Origin of the sequence: Rheinheimera sp. NSM (assembly GCF_052380015.1) — a bacterium.
GTDB lineage: Bacteria > Pseudomonadota > Gammaproteobacteria > Enterobacterales > Alteromonadaceae > Alishewanella.
The window spans coordinates 874,142-892,204 of the sequence record NZ_JBQTCI010000001.1 but is presented as its reverse complement, the minus strand read 5'-3'; the positions used below and the strand labels follow the sequence as shown (position 1 = coordinate 892,204).

The following is an 18,063-nucleotide window of genomic DNA, read 5'->3' as shown; positions in this document are numbered from 1 at the left end:
TAGCAGCGTTGTAACGGAATTGGGAGTAAAAATTGGGGCTATTCAGTGTCTTGGGTTAAAAAACTTTTAATTCTCAGTCTGGGCATGATCCTGCTTGGTGTCATCACGATCGCAGGGATCTACTTCTATCTCAAAGATGATCTTCCGGACGTCACCACCTTATCCGACGTCAGGTTGCAGACACCTATGCAGGTGTTTACTGCCGATGGCGAGCTGATCTCGCAATTTGGAGAAAAACGCCGTATTCCGCTTAAACTGGAAGAAATGCCTCCTTTATTAGTACAAGCATTTTTGGCCGTTGAAGATACAAGGTTTTACGAGCATCCCGGCATAGATATTATCGGTATTTTCCGTGCAGTGACAGTCGTCGCCTCTTCAGGTGATTTCAGCCAGGGTGCCAGTACTATTACTCAACAATTAGCGCGTAACTTCTTCTTAAGCCGTGAGAAGAAAATTGTTCGTAAAATCAAAGAAATATTTCTCGCTATCCATATCGAGCAATTGTTAACTAAAGATCAGATCCTTGAGCTTTATCTGAATAAAATAGAGCTGGGGCAACGTTCTTTCGGCGTTGGTGCTGCTGCTCAGGTGTATTTTGGTAAAACCGTGCATGATCTGACCGTCGACGAGATAGCCATTATTGCCGGCTTGCCCAAAGCGCCGTCAACATTAAACCCTGTGCGTTCCGCCACAAACGCCAGAGCCAGGCGTAATATAGTGTTAGGCCGGATGTTGGATACCGGTGTTATCGACAAAGCCACTTACCAACAAGCCATAGCGGCGCCAATCACCAGCCGCTTGCATGGTGCTCAGATCACGGCCTCTGCACCCTATATTGCTGAAATGGTACGCCAGGAAATGGTCGCCCGTTTTGGCGAAGAAACGGCCTACTCGGCCGGACTACAGGTTTTTACCACTGTACAAAGCACGCAGCAGGCAGCCGCTAAAATTGCTCTGCAACAAAATCTGTACAGCTATGACGAGCGCCATGGTTACCGCGGTCCTGTTGCACAGTTATGGCCGGCAGAGCTGACAGAAGCAGCAGATGCTGAACCATTCTATACAGAAACAGACGCGCTTAGCGAAACAGATATTCAAGCCTATCTGGATCAACAGTCCGGCATAGAAGATCTGCACCCTGCCGTCGTTACTGCAGTGAACACGCAAAGTGCTGATGTTATGTTGGCTGGCGGCCAGAAAATAACGCTTGAATGGGATGGCTTAAAATGGGCCAGAAGTTTTATTACAGATGAGCGTCAGGGCGTTGCGCCTAAAACAGCTTATGCTATTTTGGCGCCGGGCATGCATATACTGATACGAAAATCCGAACAACAGTGGCGTTTAAGTCAGGTACCGTTACCCAGCAGTGCTATCGTAGCCATCGACCCGCATAATGGTGCTGTACGCTCCTTAGTTGGCGGCTACAGTTTTAGTCAAAGCCAATTTAATCGCGCCACTCAGGCAAAGCGTCAGGTAGGCTCCAATATTAAGCCGTTTATATACTCGGCCGCATTGGAACATGGCTACACTCTGGCGTCTGTCATGAACGACGCGCCAATTCATCAGTGGGATGATAATGCCGGTATTGCCTGGCGGCCGAAAAACTCACCCGCAGTGTACGATGGCCCTATCCGGATCAGGGAAGCGCTGGCCAAATCGAAGAACGTGGTGTCGGTGCGCTTACTACGCGGTGTTGGTATAGATAATACTATCCGGCATTTGCAGCAATTTGGTTTTGCCGCGTCGGACTTACCACGCAATGAAACCTTATCACTGGGCTCAGCGTCCCTGACACCACTGGAGTTGGTAACCGGCTATGCCGCATTTGCCAATGGTGGTTATTTGGTTACGCCTTATGTGATAGAAAAAATCCTTGATGAAGATGGCGCAGAGATTTATCAACATCAGCCGGCCATTGCCTGCAACGATTGCATCGATGAACCGAAAGCAGAAACTGCAACGGATAACGAAGCCTTACTGAATGATTTGTTCAATAACCTGGAAACCGATGCCGTCGCCAGCCAAACGGCGGATATTGCTGCAGAGCAGACGACAGTGGAAATAGCAGAGCGGGTTATTTCAGAGCAAAATAGCTTCCTGATTGCTGACGCGCTGAAAAGCAGTGTCTGGGGCGGGGGTAATTGGCAACGGGGTACCGGCTGGAATGGCACCGCGTGGCGCGTGCAAAGTCTGAAGCGACGTGATATTTCGGCTAAAACCGGTACTACTAATGATTCAAAGGATACCTGGTTTTCCGGTTTTACCCCACAACTGGCGGTGACTGTCTGGGTCGGTTTTGACGACTCTAACCGCAGCCTTGGCAGAGCACAGTGGCACGCTAATATGGGGCAGCAGCAAAGCGCCGGTGCAGAGTCAGGGGCCCGCACCGCCCTACCGGCCTGGTTAAGCTATATGCAAACTGCGCTGGAAGGGGTAGCAGAGCAGCAAATACCCCCACCGGTTGGCTTAGCCTCCGTACGTATCGATCTGAAAAGCGGTTTGTTAAGTCGCAGCAATGACCACAGCAGCGCTTTTGAGTACTTCGTACCGGGTACAGAACCAACACAATATGCCGGCGCCGATATTCAGCAAATCAGCTTTGACAAAAGCAGCGATAAAAAACGCAGCGAAGAAGAAGAAATAGAACTGTTTTGATAGACAAGCCCGCTAAGCGGGCTTTGTTATTACTGCACCGGTTTTATCATCTTCAAGTGCGGAATATCGTCTTCCAAATACGGCTCGCTGGCCGGTTTAAAACCCAAATCCTGATAAAACTGCTGCAAATAACACTGGGCAGAAATATGAATATCGGTATCCGGCCACAGCTCTGCGGCCACGCTGAGGGTTTTTTCCACCAATACCTGGCCTAACCCCAAACGCCGTGCTGTTTGCGATACACACACCCGGCCAACGCCGGGGAAACCTTCAAAGCTGACGCCTGGTGCCAGTACGCGTGAGTAGGCAATAACTTTATCGCCCTTTTTCAGAATAATGTGGCGGGTTTGGCCATGCAGGTCTTTATCATCCAGCTCCGGATACGGGCAATTCTGTTCTACCACAAACACATCTACCCGCAGCTGCAATAAGCCGTACAGCGTATAAGTGTCTAATTCATTAAAGGTTAATACCTGCCACTGCATTTGTTTCCGCTCCCTCGCTACACAAAGCACCACTATACCAGAGGTAAAAGCCCGGTGCCCACAGAGAAATAGTGCGCCGCAGTACTGAACAGACTGCAGCATCATAAAAGTGCTATTTTTTTGTAACCAAATTGACATTAAGCGCGGGTTAAATGTAGCGGCCTAATAATCCGTTTTATCCCGGAGCAATAATAATGTCAGACAGTAAAACCAACGTCAGTATCGATAATTCGGGTGTTGACCCGCAAAACAACTTTTCGCTTAACCCTACTTTTGCCGCTATTGTTGAAGGCCGGATGGCGCGGCGTCGCTTTCTTAAAGGCAGTGTCGGCGCTGCCGTAGCAGCCATTATCGGCGGACCACTTGTTGCTTGCAGCAGTAGCGACGGCGAACCGACACCGGTTGTGCCGCCGGTGAATGACGCGCCGTTATTAGGTTTTACCGCTGTGCCCGCCGGCAGAGCTGATACCGTTCAGGTGCCGGCCGGTTATACTGCAACTGCATTTTTACCCTGGGGTACGCCGCTGGCCGGAAACTACCCGCCATTTTTGGCCGATGCTACCAATAGCGGCGCTGAGCAGGAGCAGCAGGTAGGCATGCACCACGACGGCATGCATTTTTTCCCGATAGATACCCGCAGTGCCGGCGACAATTCCACGGAAGGCTTACTGGTATTTAATCATGAATATATCGATCACAACCTGATCCATCCTAATGGTATAGATACGGTGCCGCGTATAGCCGATCAGGTGCGTAAAGAAGTCGCCGCCCACGGCGTTACCGTAGCTCATATTCAACAGCAAGCCGATGGCAGCTGGGCATTGGTTAACAACAGTCCGTTTAACCGGCGCATTACCGGCGCGACGCCGATGGAATTGAGCGGCCCGGTACGCGGCAGCAGCAAAGTGATCACCAAGTACAGCCCGGATGGCAGCCGTACCCGCGGCACGTTGAATAACTGCGGCAATGGTTTTACACCCTGGGGCACTTATTTAACCTGTGAAGAAAACTGGGCCGGTTACTTTGTTAACGCTGATGCAGAGCAACCACGTGAGCACAGCCGGTATGGCGTATCGTCGTCCAATGGTCGCTATTTTTGGGAAACTGCCACCCCGGCAGCCGATGTGTATCAGCGCTTTAACGCTGCCAGCACCGGTGCCTCTGCGGCAGAAGATTACCGCAACGAGCCCAACACCTTTGGCTGGATAGTGGAAATAGACCCGTTTAACCCCGATAGCGTGCCGCAGAAACGCACCGCCCTGGGTCGTTTTGGCCACGAAGGCATTATTTTTGGCAAGCTTGAAGAAGGTAAGCCGGTGGTGCTGTACTCCGGCGACGACTCCACCTTTGAGTATATTTATAAGTTTGTTTCTGCGGCGCCTTATTACAAAAACACCGCTGGTGGCCATTTACTGAATGACGGCACCTTATATGTGGCACGTTTTAACGAAGATGGCAGCGGAGATTGGTTAGCACTGGATATTAACAATACTGATTTTGTCGCCAAAGCCGCCAGCGCCGGCGTCACTTTCACCGATCAGGCCGATGTGCTGTTAAATACCCGCTTAGCTGCCGACGTCGCCGGCGCCACCAAAATGGATCGGCCAGAATGGGGTGCTGTGCATCCTGACACAGGCGAAGTGTATTTTACCCTGACCAACAACAGCCGCCGTACTGAGCAGCAAACTGATGCCGCTAATCCGCGGGCTGCAAATACAACCGGGCATATTATCCGCTGGCATGAGCGTGAAACACAATCTGCTACGACTTTTGACTGGGACATATTCCTGCTGGCCGGCGATGTGGGTACCGAAACTCCGGACACCGAATTGGTGCTGACAGCGGACAACCATCTGGCCAGCCCGGATGGTTTATGGTTTGATAAAAACGGTTTGCTGTGGATCCAAACCGATATGAGCGGCTCGCAGCAAGGTGAAGGCCCTTTTGGCAATAACCAGATGTTGGTAGCCGACCCGGTAACCCGGCAGATGAAACGCTTCCTGGTTGGGCCAACTGACTGCGAAGTAACCGGTATCAGTGCCACACCGGATATGAAAACCTTGTTTGTTAATATCCAACACCCGGGAGATCGCTCCACACCGGCTGAGTTCACCAGCCATTGGCCGGACGGCGGCACCAGCCGGCCGCGCTCAGCAACGGTTGTGATTACCAAAGACGATGGCGGTGTGATCGGTAGCTAATCTGCGCTACGGTTAAACCGCAGTGGCCGGCGTCACGGCAATAATGACGCCGGCCACTGTTGTTCCGACACCTGGTTAGCAACAAATTCACTTAGCTGTGCTTCCGGCAGTGGTCTCGATAAATAATAGCCCTGGGCAAAATCACAGCTGTGCTGTTGCAACAGCTGCAAATGTGCCAATGACTCCACCCCTTCGGCCACGACTTTCAGCCCCAGTTTATGCACCATAGCTATGGTCGATACTACTATCTGATAATCTGCCGGGTTATCCAGCATACCCATGACAAAACTACGGTCTATTTTGATGGTACTCACCGGCATCCGTTTCAGATAATTCAATGACGAGTACCCGGTACCAAAATCATCAATCGCAAAGGTAAAACCCTGCGCTTTTAAGCGATGCATTACATCCAGGGTGTCGCTGATATTACTCACCAGGGTGCTTTCGGTAAGTTCCAGCTCAAAATGCGCTGCACTTAGCGCATACTTTTGCAAAATGGCGGCAAAGTTCTCCGGCAAACTGCGGTCAAGAAACTGATCTGCGGATAAGTTAACCGCGATCACTATCTGCGACAGCCCCTGCTGTATCAAGGTGACACAGTGCTGACAACTGCGTTCAAATACCCAATAGCCTACTTCCGGCATCAACTGTGCCTGCTCCAGCACAGTAATAAATTCATCCGGTGGCACCATGCCACGTTGTGGATGCTGCCAGCGTAACAAAGCTTCGAAGCCACAGAGCCGGCCGGTATTTAAGTTAACCTGAGGTTGTAAACTCAAGCTGAACTGCTGTTGCACTATAGCATCGCGCAATTCCGCTTCCAGTTGCATACGAGCAGCCAAATCAGATGACATCTGTTCGGCAAACACAAAGCAACAATTGCGGCCATTATGTTTTGCCTGATACATCGCCAAATCTGCGCGGCGGATTAATTCTTCAGCAGCAAAGCCGGCATCAGCGCTACAAGCCACACCAATACTGACACTTAGCGATACCACACCTTGTTCCGGCGTAAAGGCGGTATCGAACAGCGCCAGCACTTTGGCAGCTAATTGCTCTGCTTGCTCCGCGGTGCTCAAATGCGTAAGTACTATGGCGAACTCATCGCCGCCAAAACGACACACTACATCCGTAGGCCGGGCCAGACTTTTCAAACGCTGCGCCGTTTCAATAAGTAGCAAGTCTCCCACCGCATGGCTACGGCTGTTGTTGATATTTTTGAAATTATCCAGGTCCATAAACAGCAGGCCGACATAGCCGGGCTGATGCTGCAACCCCGCCAACGCCAAACTAAGCTGATATTGCAGCATATTACGATTAGCCAGCCCGGTTAGCTGGTCAAACATCGCCATTTGCTGCAAGCTGCTGGTGTTTTCCTGCAGTTGCTGGTCGAGAGTTTCCAATTCGTGACTCAATGTCAGCACCGAATCAGCAAAGGTCGTCAATTCATCCTGCAATAACCCTTGCTGCAAGGTGCTTTGTTGTCTGAAAGCGGCATAACGACGCTGAGCCAACAGTGGTAATGCATTAGCCAGTTGTAAAATACGCCGGCTGACCCGCCGTGTTACCAAAGTGATAAGCAACAACAGCGCCAGAAAACAACCTGCAGCCACTGCGATAATCCGACGTTGGTAGCGCTGATTCTCTGTTACTGCTGCGCTGACATCTTCCAACATCAACAGTAAATGTGAGTCGTCACCGCCAGGGGCCAGCGCAATAAAATGCAGATAATAACTGTGCTGTTGCAGCGTTAACACCAGGCCGTCGCGACGCGCCTGTGCCATATCAAACTGTGCCGGCAACACCTGGTAAAGCTGTTGCAACAGCTGATGGTCCGACGCCTGCAGCAAGGTAAAACGCTGCCGGCCATTGTTGTCGGTGCTGTCACGTAAAATGGCAACTTCAACCCCCAGTGCTTTGTGCAGATTAAACAACACCTCGGTCATATCGGTTGTGGCCAGCAGGATCGCCACCTCGCCGTTACGGTTCAGCAAAGGCAGTGTCAGCAGCTTATCGCATTGAGTATCGCAGCTTACCAATGTTTGCGGGCTTTGCTCTGCCAGGGTACGCGCCACTATGTCGTCACTGTTGCCGGGAATGGCTGCATTGCTGCGGTACAACAGTTGCTGTTGCGCACCAAATAAGCTGAGCTGACGGACAGCAAAATTCTGTTGCAAAGGCTCCAGTTGCGTGGCTAAACCAGCAGCAAACTGCTTAAAATCATCCGCCAGATGTAATTGCTGTAATTCGGCCTGCGTTTGCAGCCAAGTCAGCAGTTGCTGCGTGGACGACTGACTGTAAAATTCAAAGTATTGCTGGCCCTGAGCTTTGCGCTGCGCTTGTTGCCGGCTGAATTGTTCATTCATATGCAATAACGACAAGCCGGTAAACCATAACAACATCAGCAACAACATGCTGAGCATCAGCAATAAAATTTTCCACGATAAGCTCAGATAACGCGGCATAATCAGAACCGGTACATCAGTTGAATAGCAAATACCTGCCAGTATTCGCTTTTATTTGTCAGTGTATCCGGCTGCAACACCGGCGCTAAGCGGCCGGCGCCTTTATTCCAATGTGTTTCAGCCTGTAACCGCCATTGCCGGTTAATATCAATACTGCCCCCGGCAGCCACAGCGTGCTGATAGCCAAACCAGCCCGGTATAGTACCGCCGCTTTGCTGCTCCAGCATGCGACCCCGGCGGTCGTTTTTATCCAGCACCATATAATCCAGCATAGCGTACAGCCGTAGCTGCGTAGAATAATGGTACTGTGCCAGCATATAGCCGCCCTGGCCCAGTTGCTGGCGCTCAAACTGCGGGAAGAAAAAGCCATTAGTTTTTACCCGCTCCTGCAACAGTTCTGCAGCAAACTCCCAGTTCTCGGCCTGGTAACGCAAATTAAGCATCACCCGCTGCACAGTAAAATCTGCAGCGCTGATCAGTTCCGCTTCTCCCGGCTGGTAGTCAAAAGCTGAATCGAGCAATATTGCGCCATAACTGAAGCGGCTGAACGCCGGTTGCCAATACACGCTGAGTTTATGATCGCGGCTCAACGAGGTGTTACCCTGAGTGTCGTAGCCCAACAGTTGGCGGCTTTGTTGTTGCGAGATTGGAATGGTGCCGAAGCTCCAGTTCAGCGTAACATCACCGTAGTTGCCCGAATTACGTGCTTGCAACGCCAAGCCGTCGGTGCCAACGGCAATATCACGGAAACCGTCGAAATACACTGACTGCGGCAAGATTATCGATGGCCTCGTAAAAGGTACATCACGGGTGCCGGAATACAGCCAATGCTGGTTTTTAAAGCGGCCAAAGTACACATTGGCCTGCCACGTCTCAGTATTGTAAAACGCCCAGTCCAAAAACAAATAATCCAGCCGCATACCCTGCGGATAACGGTTGCCACCATCGAGATACACGACCTGGCCGGCCAAATGCCAGTCTGCGGCCACGCTGTAGCGGCCATTCAAACCAAGCTCTGTTAATGCAGCCGATGTTTTGCCACTGTTATTAATATAATTACTGTCATCCGCACGGATCAGCCCCTGGGCAACAAAGCCTTGCCAGACAAAATCTTCAGCCAGAGTAACGCTGCTTTGCAGCATAAGGACGGTTAACACCAGGGTGCGGACCAAGAGCTTATTCAATGCGCACCTCCTTTACTGCAGAGCCAACATAGGGCGACTCAATATAACCTATAGCACCGGCTTCTGTGCGCACCAGCTCCAGCATCGCTGCCATACTGTCTACCTGCTGTGGCCGGCGGCCGGTACCGGAAAAGCTGCGCTTATCCCAAATGCCGGTTAACTGATATGGAAAGAGTCTGAGTTGTTCACGACAAAAGCGCTGATGTAACGGGGAGTTATCGGCCAATACTATCACTTTAACCGGTGTGCCATCGGGCCACTGCGTCTGGCGCAGGGTAAAAATATTCCGCAGTTGGCTTTGGCTAATCACATCCAGCGGCACTGAGCTGTGCACCACTACTGTCGCCGCATTAAGCGGGAACAGCACCAGACAAAACAGCAACGGCCATTTCATCGCAGGCAAACACCGGATATCACTGCTAAGACTGGTTGCGTGCTGTTCACGGTTTTGGCTATCTCCGGCTTAACGCCTGCAAAACAGCAGGCATCATTTAGAAATATCATTCTAGCAGAGCAACTTAGATCCTGCCTTATTGCTTAAACCGCATTATGCTCAGCGCGCGGGTTTAGCGGCAAAACGCTGCTGTGGCGGGCGTTGACCATCACGATGCTCCGGCCGCGCAGATTTTGGTTTCTTCGGTTTATACGGCTTAGTATTCAACTTAGACTCCGGCAACACATTTACCGGCTCAAAGCCTGCCAATACCTGACGCGTAAGCGTTTGCTTAATCAAACGCTCAATGCCGGCCAGCTCTTTGCTTTCATCGGCGCATACCAGCGATACAGCATGGCCGGCGGCACCGGCACGGCCGGTACGGCCAATACGGTGCACATAATCTTCAGCAACATTGGGCAGCTCATAATTCACGACCTGTGGCAGCTGGTCAATGTCCAGGCCACGGGCCGCGATGTCGGTCGCCACCAGAGCACGGATCTCACCCTTTTTAAAATCGGCCAGGGCTTTGGTGCGGGCATTCTGGCTTTTATTGCCATGAATAGGCGCCGCCTTAATACCGGCGTTTTCCAAATGCAGGCTTAGCTTGTTCGCCATATGCTTAGTCTTGGTAAAAATAAGCACCTGCTGCCAGTTATTGTCGTTAATCAGTTTGGTTACCAGCGCGGCTTTGCGGTTTTTATCTACCGGATAAATAACCTGCTCTACCCGCTCGGCGGTGGTATTGGCCGGGCTGACCGATACTTCCAGCGGATCATTTACCAGGCCTTTGGCCAGTCTGCGAATATCATCAGAGAAGGTGGCAGAAAACAGCAGGTTCTGGCGTTTCTTCGGCAACAGCGCCAGCACTTTTTTAATGTCGTTAATAAAACCCATGTCCAGCATGCGGTCGGCTTCATCCAGTACCAACACTTCCAACTGGGTAAAGCGTACTGCGTTTTGTTGGTATAAATCCAGCAGGCGGCCAGGGGTAGCCACCAGAATATCCACACCACGGCGCAGTGCCATCATCTGCGGGTTAATTTTTACGCCGCCAAATACCACAGCACTTTTCAGCGGCAGGTATTTACCGTACACCGCCACACTTTCAGCCACCTGAGCTGCCAGCTCACGCGTTGGCGTTAAAATAAGCGCCCGTACCTGATTAGGTTGTACTTTAGGCCCGTCTGTCAGTAATTGCAGTAATGGCAGGGTAAAACCGGCGGTTTTACCGGTACCGGTTTGTGCTGCAGCCATTAAGTCGCGGCCGCCAAGTACCGCAGGAATAGCTTGCAGCTGAATAGGAGAAGGAGTGGTATAGCCCTTGTCGGCAATGGCTTTAAGCAGCGCAGCCGACAGGTTTAAATCAGTAAATTGCATGCGATATCCCGCAGGTAATGCTGCGAAACAAAACTGCCGCAGCTGCAGTGGCCTCCCAAACGGAGGGGCGCGCAGCTTACAGCAAAAACGTGCGGAGCACCAACAAAGATGAAAAAAGCCGCAGCAAGCTGCGGCTAAACACCAGGAAGCCCCGGCAAGAGCCGGGGGTAGAACAGGGTTACAATTTACTAATGGTCATCACCGGTGCTTCCGGATCGCTGGCATTTACGCTAAAGCGGTAAGTGGCCACTTCGGTGACATTCAGCGACAAATTGCCCTCGTTATGCACCAGTGTTTTACCCAAGCCAAGTGTAAAGGCTCCGTCTTGCGCGCCGTAGTTGACGGTGCCCCAGTTGGCATCAGCAAATTTAAACTGGTAAATTTTCACCGTATTAAGTGCGATATCAAGGCTGTACACATTGCCGCCAATATAGGTCATAGGGTCGTCATTTGACCAGGGATTGGCGTTCATATCGCCTTTCAGATACACCGTAGTGCCCACGCCATAAGGCGGCAGCTCCTGCACTGTTAACACCGGCGCATCTTTATTAGTCGCATCCAGCGTAAACACATAAGTTGCGTTATTCGGGATCACGACATTAAGATCGCCGCCCGGATTAGTCAGTGTTTTCGCCGCGCCCAAGGTGACACTGTTACCATCGCCACCACTGCCAAATACCAGCGGATTCCAGTCGGCGTCGGCTACTTTAAAGTTATAGCTGCCGGCAGTCAGATCCAGCGCCAGTGAATACACACCGTCACCGTCATAGGTCATCGCATCTACCGCACCCCAGCCATTCATTTCACCTTTAACATAGATAGTACTGTTTTCATATGGCGGGATATCCGGCGCACCACTGGTGGCATCTGCAGCCAGGCCCGCTCCCTGCGTGGCTCCCTGGGCTTGAACAAATACCGCCATGCTGTACGCCGGCACGGTGAAACTGCCTTCATCTGCACCGGCAGTAAAGCCGGCAGTACTGACATTAGTATCCACCGATGCCTGTTGCAGTGGGTGTAAATCAAAGCCGGCGGCGGTAGGAATAGTATGGCTTTGCTCTTGCGCTGTGCCGTTAATTACGACCACTAAGGCATCATGCAGCGGATCAAGATCGGTTAAGCCAATACCGTCATCAATGCTCATTACAATTAAGCCGTGAGTCTGGTTTTGGCCGGTGTTATGAAAACCAACGCGGTCGATAACGTCCTGCGCTGTGGCTAAACGGAACAACGGGCTGCCCGCGCGGATGCTTAAAAACTCTTTAAACACTGCGCTGGCAAAACTAATTTGCTCCGGTTCAGGCTTGGCATTGGGATCCAGCAAAATGCCCGCTATGGCTTTCCAGTTATCTTTGTTCTTCTCTGCCAATGGCAAACCAACACCGAAATTATTGTTTTGCATCGTAAAATCGACAAAGTTAAACCAGTCGCCTGAGTCGTAACTGTCGCGATCCATCGATTTGGAGCGCAGGAAGTCACCGCCCATTTGCAAAAACGGTATGCCCTGGCTCATTAACGGAATCGCAATGGCGATATTTTGTGCCCGCACCCGCTCTGCAGTAGTCATGCTGCTGTCTAAACCATATTGCAGCTTGTCCCACAGTGTTTCGTTATCGTGCTTGGATACATAGTTAATAATATCGGCAGGGTCTTCAGCGTAGCCAGCACCACCGAAGCTGGAGGCCGGGCCGGCAATACCCTGATAACTTTCCAGCACATAATCTTTTAAAGTACCGGCTAAACCGATACGGATTAAGTCCTGTTTGCGCAAGTTATCATCCGACGCATCAATGCTGAATAACACCGCCTCGCGTATCGGGTCGCGCGGCCGGTCGTTAAAGGTGCCCACTTCAGTACCGGCCATATCAATTTGCTTGGCCTGTACAAATAAGCGGTTATTGGTGACCTCACCAAAGTTCCAGCCTTCACCGTAGAAGTACACTTCAGGGTCGTAGCTGCGCACCACTTCACGCGCTGCCAGAATGCTGGCTTTGGGTGAGTGGCCCATAATGTCGAAGCGGAAATCATTGAAACCGAAATCCCGTGCCAGGATCAGCAGCGAGTCCTGCATAAACTTGTCGAACATGCGATGTTCTGTGGCAGTGTTTTCACAGCAGGTGGAACGCTCAATGGCACCGGTGGTTTCGTTATAACGATGATAATAGCCCGGCACAATTTTATCGAACACTGAGGTGGTATTCAGCCCGGATGCACTGGTGTGGTTGTACACCACGTCCAGCACAGTACGCAGGCCAATATCGTTCAGTGCTTTGTTCATTGCCCGCACTTCTTTAATGCGTGCCACGCCGTCCGGGTTAGAGGCATAGCTGCCTTCCGGGGCAATAAAGTGCTGCGGGTCATAACCCCAGTTAAAGCCATCTATGCTGCGAATGGCCTGCACCAGCTCTTGTGCTTTTTCGCCAAAAGCTGAATAACCCTCCAGCACCGATAACAAAGTGGCGTTAGCGTTGGTATTACCACACACCGGTGCATCCGCTTTTAGCGCACACAACTTGCCGACGGTGTCGCTAAGCTCAATCCGGCTGGCGGCATTTTCATTAATATTGGCCTGATCATTAAGCGGCAATAAGTGAAAATGCGTTAAACCATGCTGTGCCAGTGACGCAAGGTGCTTAACCGGTAATGAGTCCGTCTCGGTAAAGGCCAGATATTTGCCACGGTTAGCCGCACTGACGCTTTGATCGCGGATACTGAAATCCCGTACATGGCCTTCATAGATCACGATATCTTCCGGTTTAGCTACGGTAGGAATAATGCGCTCGCTCCAATCTTCCGGCGCCAGATCAGCATCTGCCAGATTAACAAACTGACTGTAGCGGCCGTTAATCGCCACGCTAACCGAATAGGGATCTGTCGCTTCGATAGTTTCAACTTTGCGCGTTAGCGGGTGATATACGGTCACTTCATAACGATAAAACTGGCGGTCCAGCGCATCGCTGCCGCTGTAATGCCAAATCCCGCTGGCAGTATCAAGGCTCATCGCATGGGTAGCAGTGAGGTTACGGCCGCTGTCATACACTTTCAGCTGCACATTACGGGCTGTTGGCGCCCACACTGCGGCGCTTACAGCACCGTCTTCGTAACTTACACCCAAGATGGCTTCATCGGCGTCAGCATCGCCTTTAGTGTACAAATCATCTAACACTTTGGCTGCCTGCACCCAGGTTGCACTGAGTAACGCATTGTCGGTGCCAAACGCTGCCAGCGCCAGTTGGTTTTTCACCATGGCTTTAGCTTCATCGGCAGTAAAGTTGGCACTAAATGCCGGTTTGTCGGCCAGATGCGGCACCAGGGCTTTCTGCTGCTCTGTCAACTCAACCGGCAGCAGCTCTATGCTGTCTCCGCTCAGGTTACCATCGCGGCCAATTGCTAATCCGGCATCTGCATCAAAGTACAGTTTTACGGGGCTGGCAGCAGCAATGCCACTGTTCCAGATAAAGGTATTCTGGTCCAGCCAATGCGCGGCAGCTCCCTGAATACTTACTCCCAGTGACTCGATAGGAAACTCGAACACGCCGGTAACACCGGAGAAAATCCAGTTCATCCGCGCAAAATCCGGGTGATCCTGGGATAGCGGCATTTGCATATCAGTGCCGGGATCTTTACCGGCATCATCGGTACCAATATGCACAATAAAGTTGCCGCAGGCGCCGGGCGTTCCGGCATAGCCGGGTTTTAACTGTAAAATCCAGTAAGCACCGTAGTTAGGGTCAATACCGTTATGCACCAAACCGTTTTCCCAGCCCGTTGCAACTGATGACGGGGCATACGCATCACAGGTTTCATTATTCCAGGTATGTAAGCGGTAACCGTCATACACCCCATCCTGCGGCCGTTTATAAAACAGCACCGCTTCGTTAGCACCAGCCATCACCACCGGCGCGGGGGCATTCGGATTTTCACCTATTTCACAGCTTTCATTATTGGCAGTAGGCACTTGCGGCGCCGGGCAGAATATCGGCGGTGGGTTAACACAGCTGGTGCCGCTGGCATCGGGGATCAGCGGTACATCGCAGCTTAACAGTACTTCGCCGGGCGCAGTATTATCGGCACCACCACAGGCTGCCAGCATATTGGCTGCCAGCAACAATGAACTGAGCTGCAGCATTTTTTTAATAGTAGACATTGCTTTGTTGCTCCAAAATCCGGTTAAAAGGTGTACACCGCGCCAAGGTAGAACTGGCGGCCAAAAAATTGGATCGTGCCGGTCTGCGCCTTGTCACCGAAATAGCTCTTAGTGGGTTCATCTGTCAGGTTGTTTACCTGAAACAGCAGTTTGAAATGCTCGTTAACGTCATACGAGGTTTGCATGTCGATTACGGTTTCACTGTCAAAATTAGTGATTTGCTCGTCAATACCTACCTGCGACGAGACAAACGGCGAGCGGTAGCGCGCACTGACGCGGGCATCAAAGCCGCGGTAATTCCAGAATACGGTGCCGGTCAACACATCTTGCGACAGGCCTTCAAAGCTGGTCTCAGTGGCTGCGCCGCCTAAGTCATTAATCAGGCTGACTTCACTTTCGGTATAGGAGTAACTGCCCTGCACACCCAGGCCGGACCACATTTCCGGCAAGCTATCAAACACCTTGGTAAAAGCCAGTTCGGCACCGCGGATATAACCGCCCTCACCGTTATTTACCGCGGTAGAAAAAGCACCGTTAAAGGTGGCACGCGGAATACCGTCTTCGTCTATTACTTCAAGCGGTACATCATAACCGGCGCCGGCAAAGTCAAATTGCTGAATGGTAAAGTCATTTACAAAAGACTTAATGTCTTTATAAAACAACGCAAAAGCAATAGCGCCGGACGGCAGATAGTACTCGTAGGACAGATCGTATTGCGTCGCTTCAAACGGCCGTAAAAACGGGCTGTTGGAACTGTTACCGCTGATTTCACCATCGTCACTGATGGTAATAGAGGTGTTAGACGCCAGCCGGTTAATCGGTGGCCGCGACATCACTTTTGCTGCGGCAAAGCGGATTTGCGCGTTGTCGGTAATGCCGAAGTTCAGGTTAAGCTGAGGCAGCACATCAGTGTATTTTTCACCCAGCACGCCGGGCGCATAACGGGTATTAACCAGGCCGGAATCATCAGTAATATTTTGCGCACCGCGCAGCGGGTCGCCGTTAACATCGGCAAGGTTGCTAGCACTTTGGTCGGTTTGCACCACACGCACGCCGATATTACCGCTTAGCGGAATACCAAAAACTTCCGTATCCAGGTTCGCCATCACATAGCCGGCCAGCACATCTTCATACACTTCGCCGCTTTCCAGCACGGACCAACTGGTATTCGGTCCGGTATCTGCCAGTTGCTCTTCCACCAGATCCGGGTTACCGGCGCCCCAGGTTTGTACCGGCTGCGGTATGCCTTGTGGGAACCAGGCTGCTAACGCTTTATTCAGATCAACTGACAAATAGGCCGGATAAGCGGCAAAATCCCCCTGAAAATTCACTACTTCTGTCATATCTGCCGTCAGGCGCAGTGGCGGCTGTGAATTAAGAAATCCACCGTCGCTGCCGTACTCAAAGATAGAGCGGTCATTTTTGTAGCGGCGTTCTGAGTAGCGTACACCAGCCTCCAGTGAAGCTACCACGGGCAAATCCAGCAGCCAGGTCGCATCTAAGCGCACAGCATTTACTTCATCTTCGTTAACATAAGGATAAATACCGTATTTGCTGACCATCACCTTATCAATATCAGAAAATGCCGCAGCCTGGTTAAAGCCTACGCCCGGCAGATTCAGGTTATTCAGCTGATAAGAGATGGACACATTGGTATCCAGCACCGGCGTTGCTGCTGTGGCATCTTCCGCTACCAGCGCCCACAACAGGCCGTTACGGAAGTTGCTTTTGGCGCCGGAATGCGAAACGTCAAAACTCAGGTTCACACTGTCGCTGACATCCCAATCGGCATTAATACCAAAGCTGCGCACTTCGTCATAGTCGCGGTTGTCATCATTAACAATTTCTACCCGGGTAAAACTGGTGGTAGTGCGGTTAAAGGTGCCGCCAATTACCGAACTGCCATTCAGTACAGGGTTACCCAGCGCAGCGGTAGGGCCGCCGAACTTAACGCGAAAGCCACGGGCGAAGGCTTCTTTGTCAAACTTAGATAAGAACGCATCGGCTTTTAAGGTAAAAGCATCATGGGGCGTCCACTCCAGCGCAGCCATATAGCCGTCACGGGTTTCCTCGCCACCTTTGTGCTGCAGCTCAAAACCTTCGCTGATATATTCGTTCACACCATCATCATTGGTGTCTTTCTCGCCGTTATAGGCCAAACCAACAAACTGTGTCGCCACACTGGGCTGATACAAGCGGGCATAGCCGGCGGCAAAGCCAAGGGTGTCGTTTAAAAACTTGCCCTGATACGACAGGCTGAAGCGGTGGCCAAAATCAACGCCATCCGGCACTTCGTCAGCGCGGTCGTTGTACATGCCGCGGGCATTAACAGTAAAGGTGTGCTGTTTTTCGTTGCGCAGCGGGCTGGCGGTTTGCAGCTCTACCGTACCGGCAACCCCACCTTCAATCAGCGACGCCTTCGGCGATTTATACACGGCGGCGGAGTTAATTAATTCAGACGGATATTGGTCAAACTCAATATTGCGTTTGCCACTGGTCGACACCTGTTCACGGCCGTTCAACGTTGAAAAGACAAAACCGCCCGACATACCGCGAATATTAATCTCTGCCGCCTGGCCACCGGTACGCACCGCCGAAATGCCCGGCAAGCGTGTTAAAGCATCGGCCATCGATACATCCGGCAAGGCGCCTAAATCATCTGCCGAAATGGTTTCAGATACGGTATCGCCAAAACGCTTGGCATCCAACGAGCGGAACAAACTGCCGGCAAAGCCGCGCACCCGGATCACTTCGACGCTATCTGCTGCGGCTGTGTTGTCAGTAGTTTGAGCCGTGATGCTCTGTGTTGTATTGTCTTGCGCTACGTCAGTTTGCTGTTGAGTCGGATTTTGCGCCGGCGCAGCTGTCTGTTGCTCAGCCGCCAACGCCAGACTGCTTACACCCGCCATAGCAAGTGTCAGCAGACTAAGTTTAAACTTATTCATGCTCCTGTATCCCCGTGTGTTTTTATTGTAATGGTTGCGCAATCCATGCAGCAGCATGAGAGGTGCAGCCTGCTTTTTAAGCAGTTCATTTATTAACCTAATTGGGGCAGTACGCAATATGAATACGTATTCAGCTGCGCCAAAGCAGCGCAAAGCGGGAAAATGCGC

General features: G+C 51.5%; 9 protein-coding genes. 2 read left to right on the top strand and 7 right to left on the bottom strand.

Annotation, left to right across the window (positions count from 1 at the left end; genetic code table 11):
• Positions 1–45 precede the first annotated feature (45 nt).
• Positions 46–2,655, top strand: a complete 2,610-nt coding sequence (locus ACTZWV_RS03930; protein WP_444785283.1) for a penicillin-binding protein 1A — start codon at positions 46–48, stop codon at positions 2,653–2,655.
• Positions 2,656–2,684: 29 nt separating this feature from the next.
• Here ACTZWV_RS03930 and ACTZWV_RS03925 read toward each other — a convergent pair whose 3' ends face one another.
• Positions 2,685–3,140 (bottom strand): GNAT family N-acetyltransferase, encoded by a 456-nt coding sequence (locus ACTZWV_RS03925; RefSeq protein WP_444785282.1) that lies wholly within the window; start codon positions 3,138–3,140, stop codon positions 2,685–2,687.
• A gap of 194 nt (positions 3,141–3,334) precedes the next feature.
• On the opposite strand from ACTZWV_RS03925, the gene ACTZWV_RS03920 reads away from it, so the two are divergent.
• Positions 3,335–5,341, top strand: coding sequence for a PhoX family protein (locus tag ACTZWV_RS03920; protein WP_444785281.1), 2,007 nt, complete (start codon positions 3,335–3,337; stop codon positions 5,339–5,341).
• Positions 5,342–5,373: 32 nt separating this feature from the next.
• Here the strand turns inward: ACTZWV_RS03920 and ACTZWV_RS03915 are convergent, their stop codons facing one another.
• From ACTZWV_RS03915 to ACTZWV_RS03890, 6 genes are all read right to left on the bottom strand, one after another.
• Complete coding sequence (locus ACTZWV_RS03915) at positions 5,374–7,806, bottom strand: putative bifunctional diguanylate cyclase/phosphodiesterase (protein ID WP_444785280.1); 2,433 nt, start codon at positions 7,804–7,806, stop codon at positions 5,374–5,376.
• Positions 7,807–7,808: 2 nt separating this feature from the next.
• Positions 7,809–8,990: a hypothetical protein gene (locus ACTZWV_RS03910; RefSeq protein WP_444785279.1), complete on the bottom strand. Its 1,182-nt coding sequence runs from the start codon at positions 8,988–8,990 to the stop codon at positions 7,809–7,811.
• A complete protein-coding gene (locus tag ACTZWV_RS03905) occupies positions 8,983–9,384 on the bottom strand; it encodes a substrate-binding domain-containing protein (protein WP_444785278.1) in 402 nt (133 codons plus the stop codon). The genes ACTZWV_RS03910 and ACTZWV_RS03905 overlap by 8 nt, the downstream gene beginning before the upstream one ends.
• Before the next feature lie 159 nt (positions 9,385–9,543).
• A complete protein-coding gene (locus ACTZWV_RS03900) occupies positions 9,544–10,803 on the bottom strand; it encodes a DEAD/DEAH box helicase (RefSeq protein ID WP_444785277.1) in 1,260 nt (419 codons plus the stop codon).
• Between the two features lie 178 nt (positions 10,804–10,981).
• Positions 10,982–14,950 carry an alpha-1,6-glucosidase domain-containing protein gene (locus tag ACTZWV_RS03895; RefSeq protein WP_444785276.1) on the bottom strand — a complete coding sequence of 1,323 codons (3,969 nt, stop codon included), beginning with the start codon at positions 14,948–14,950 and terminating at the stop codon, positions 10,982–10,984.
• Between the two features lie 23 nt (positions 14,951–14,973).
• Positions 14,974–17,895 (bottom strand): TonB-dependent receptor, encoded by a 2,922-nt coding sequence (locus ACTZWV_RS03890; RefSeq protein ID WP_444785275.1) that lies wholly within the window; start codon positions 17,893–17,895, stop codon positions 14,974–14,976.
• Between the last annotated feature and the right edge of the window lie 168 nt (positions 17,896–18,063).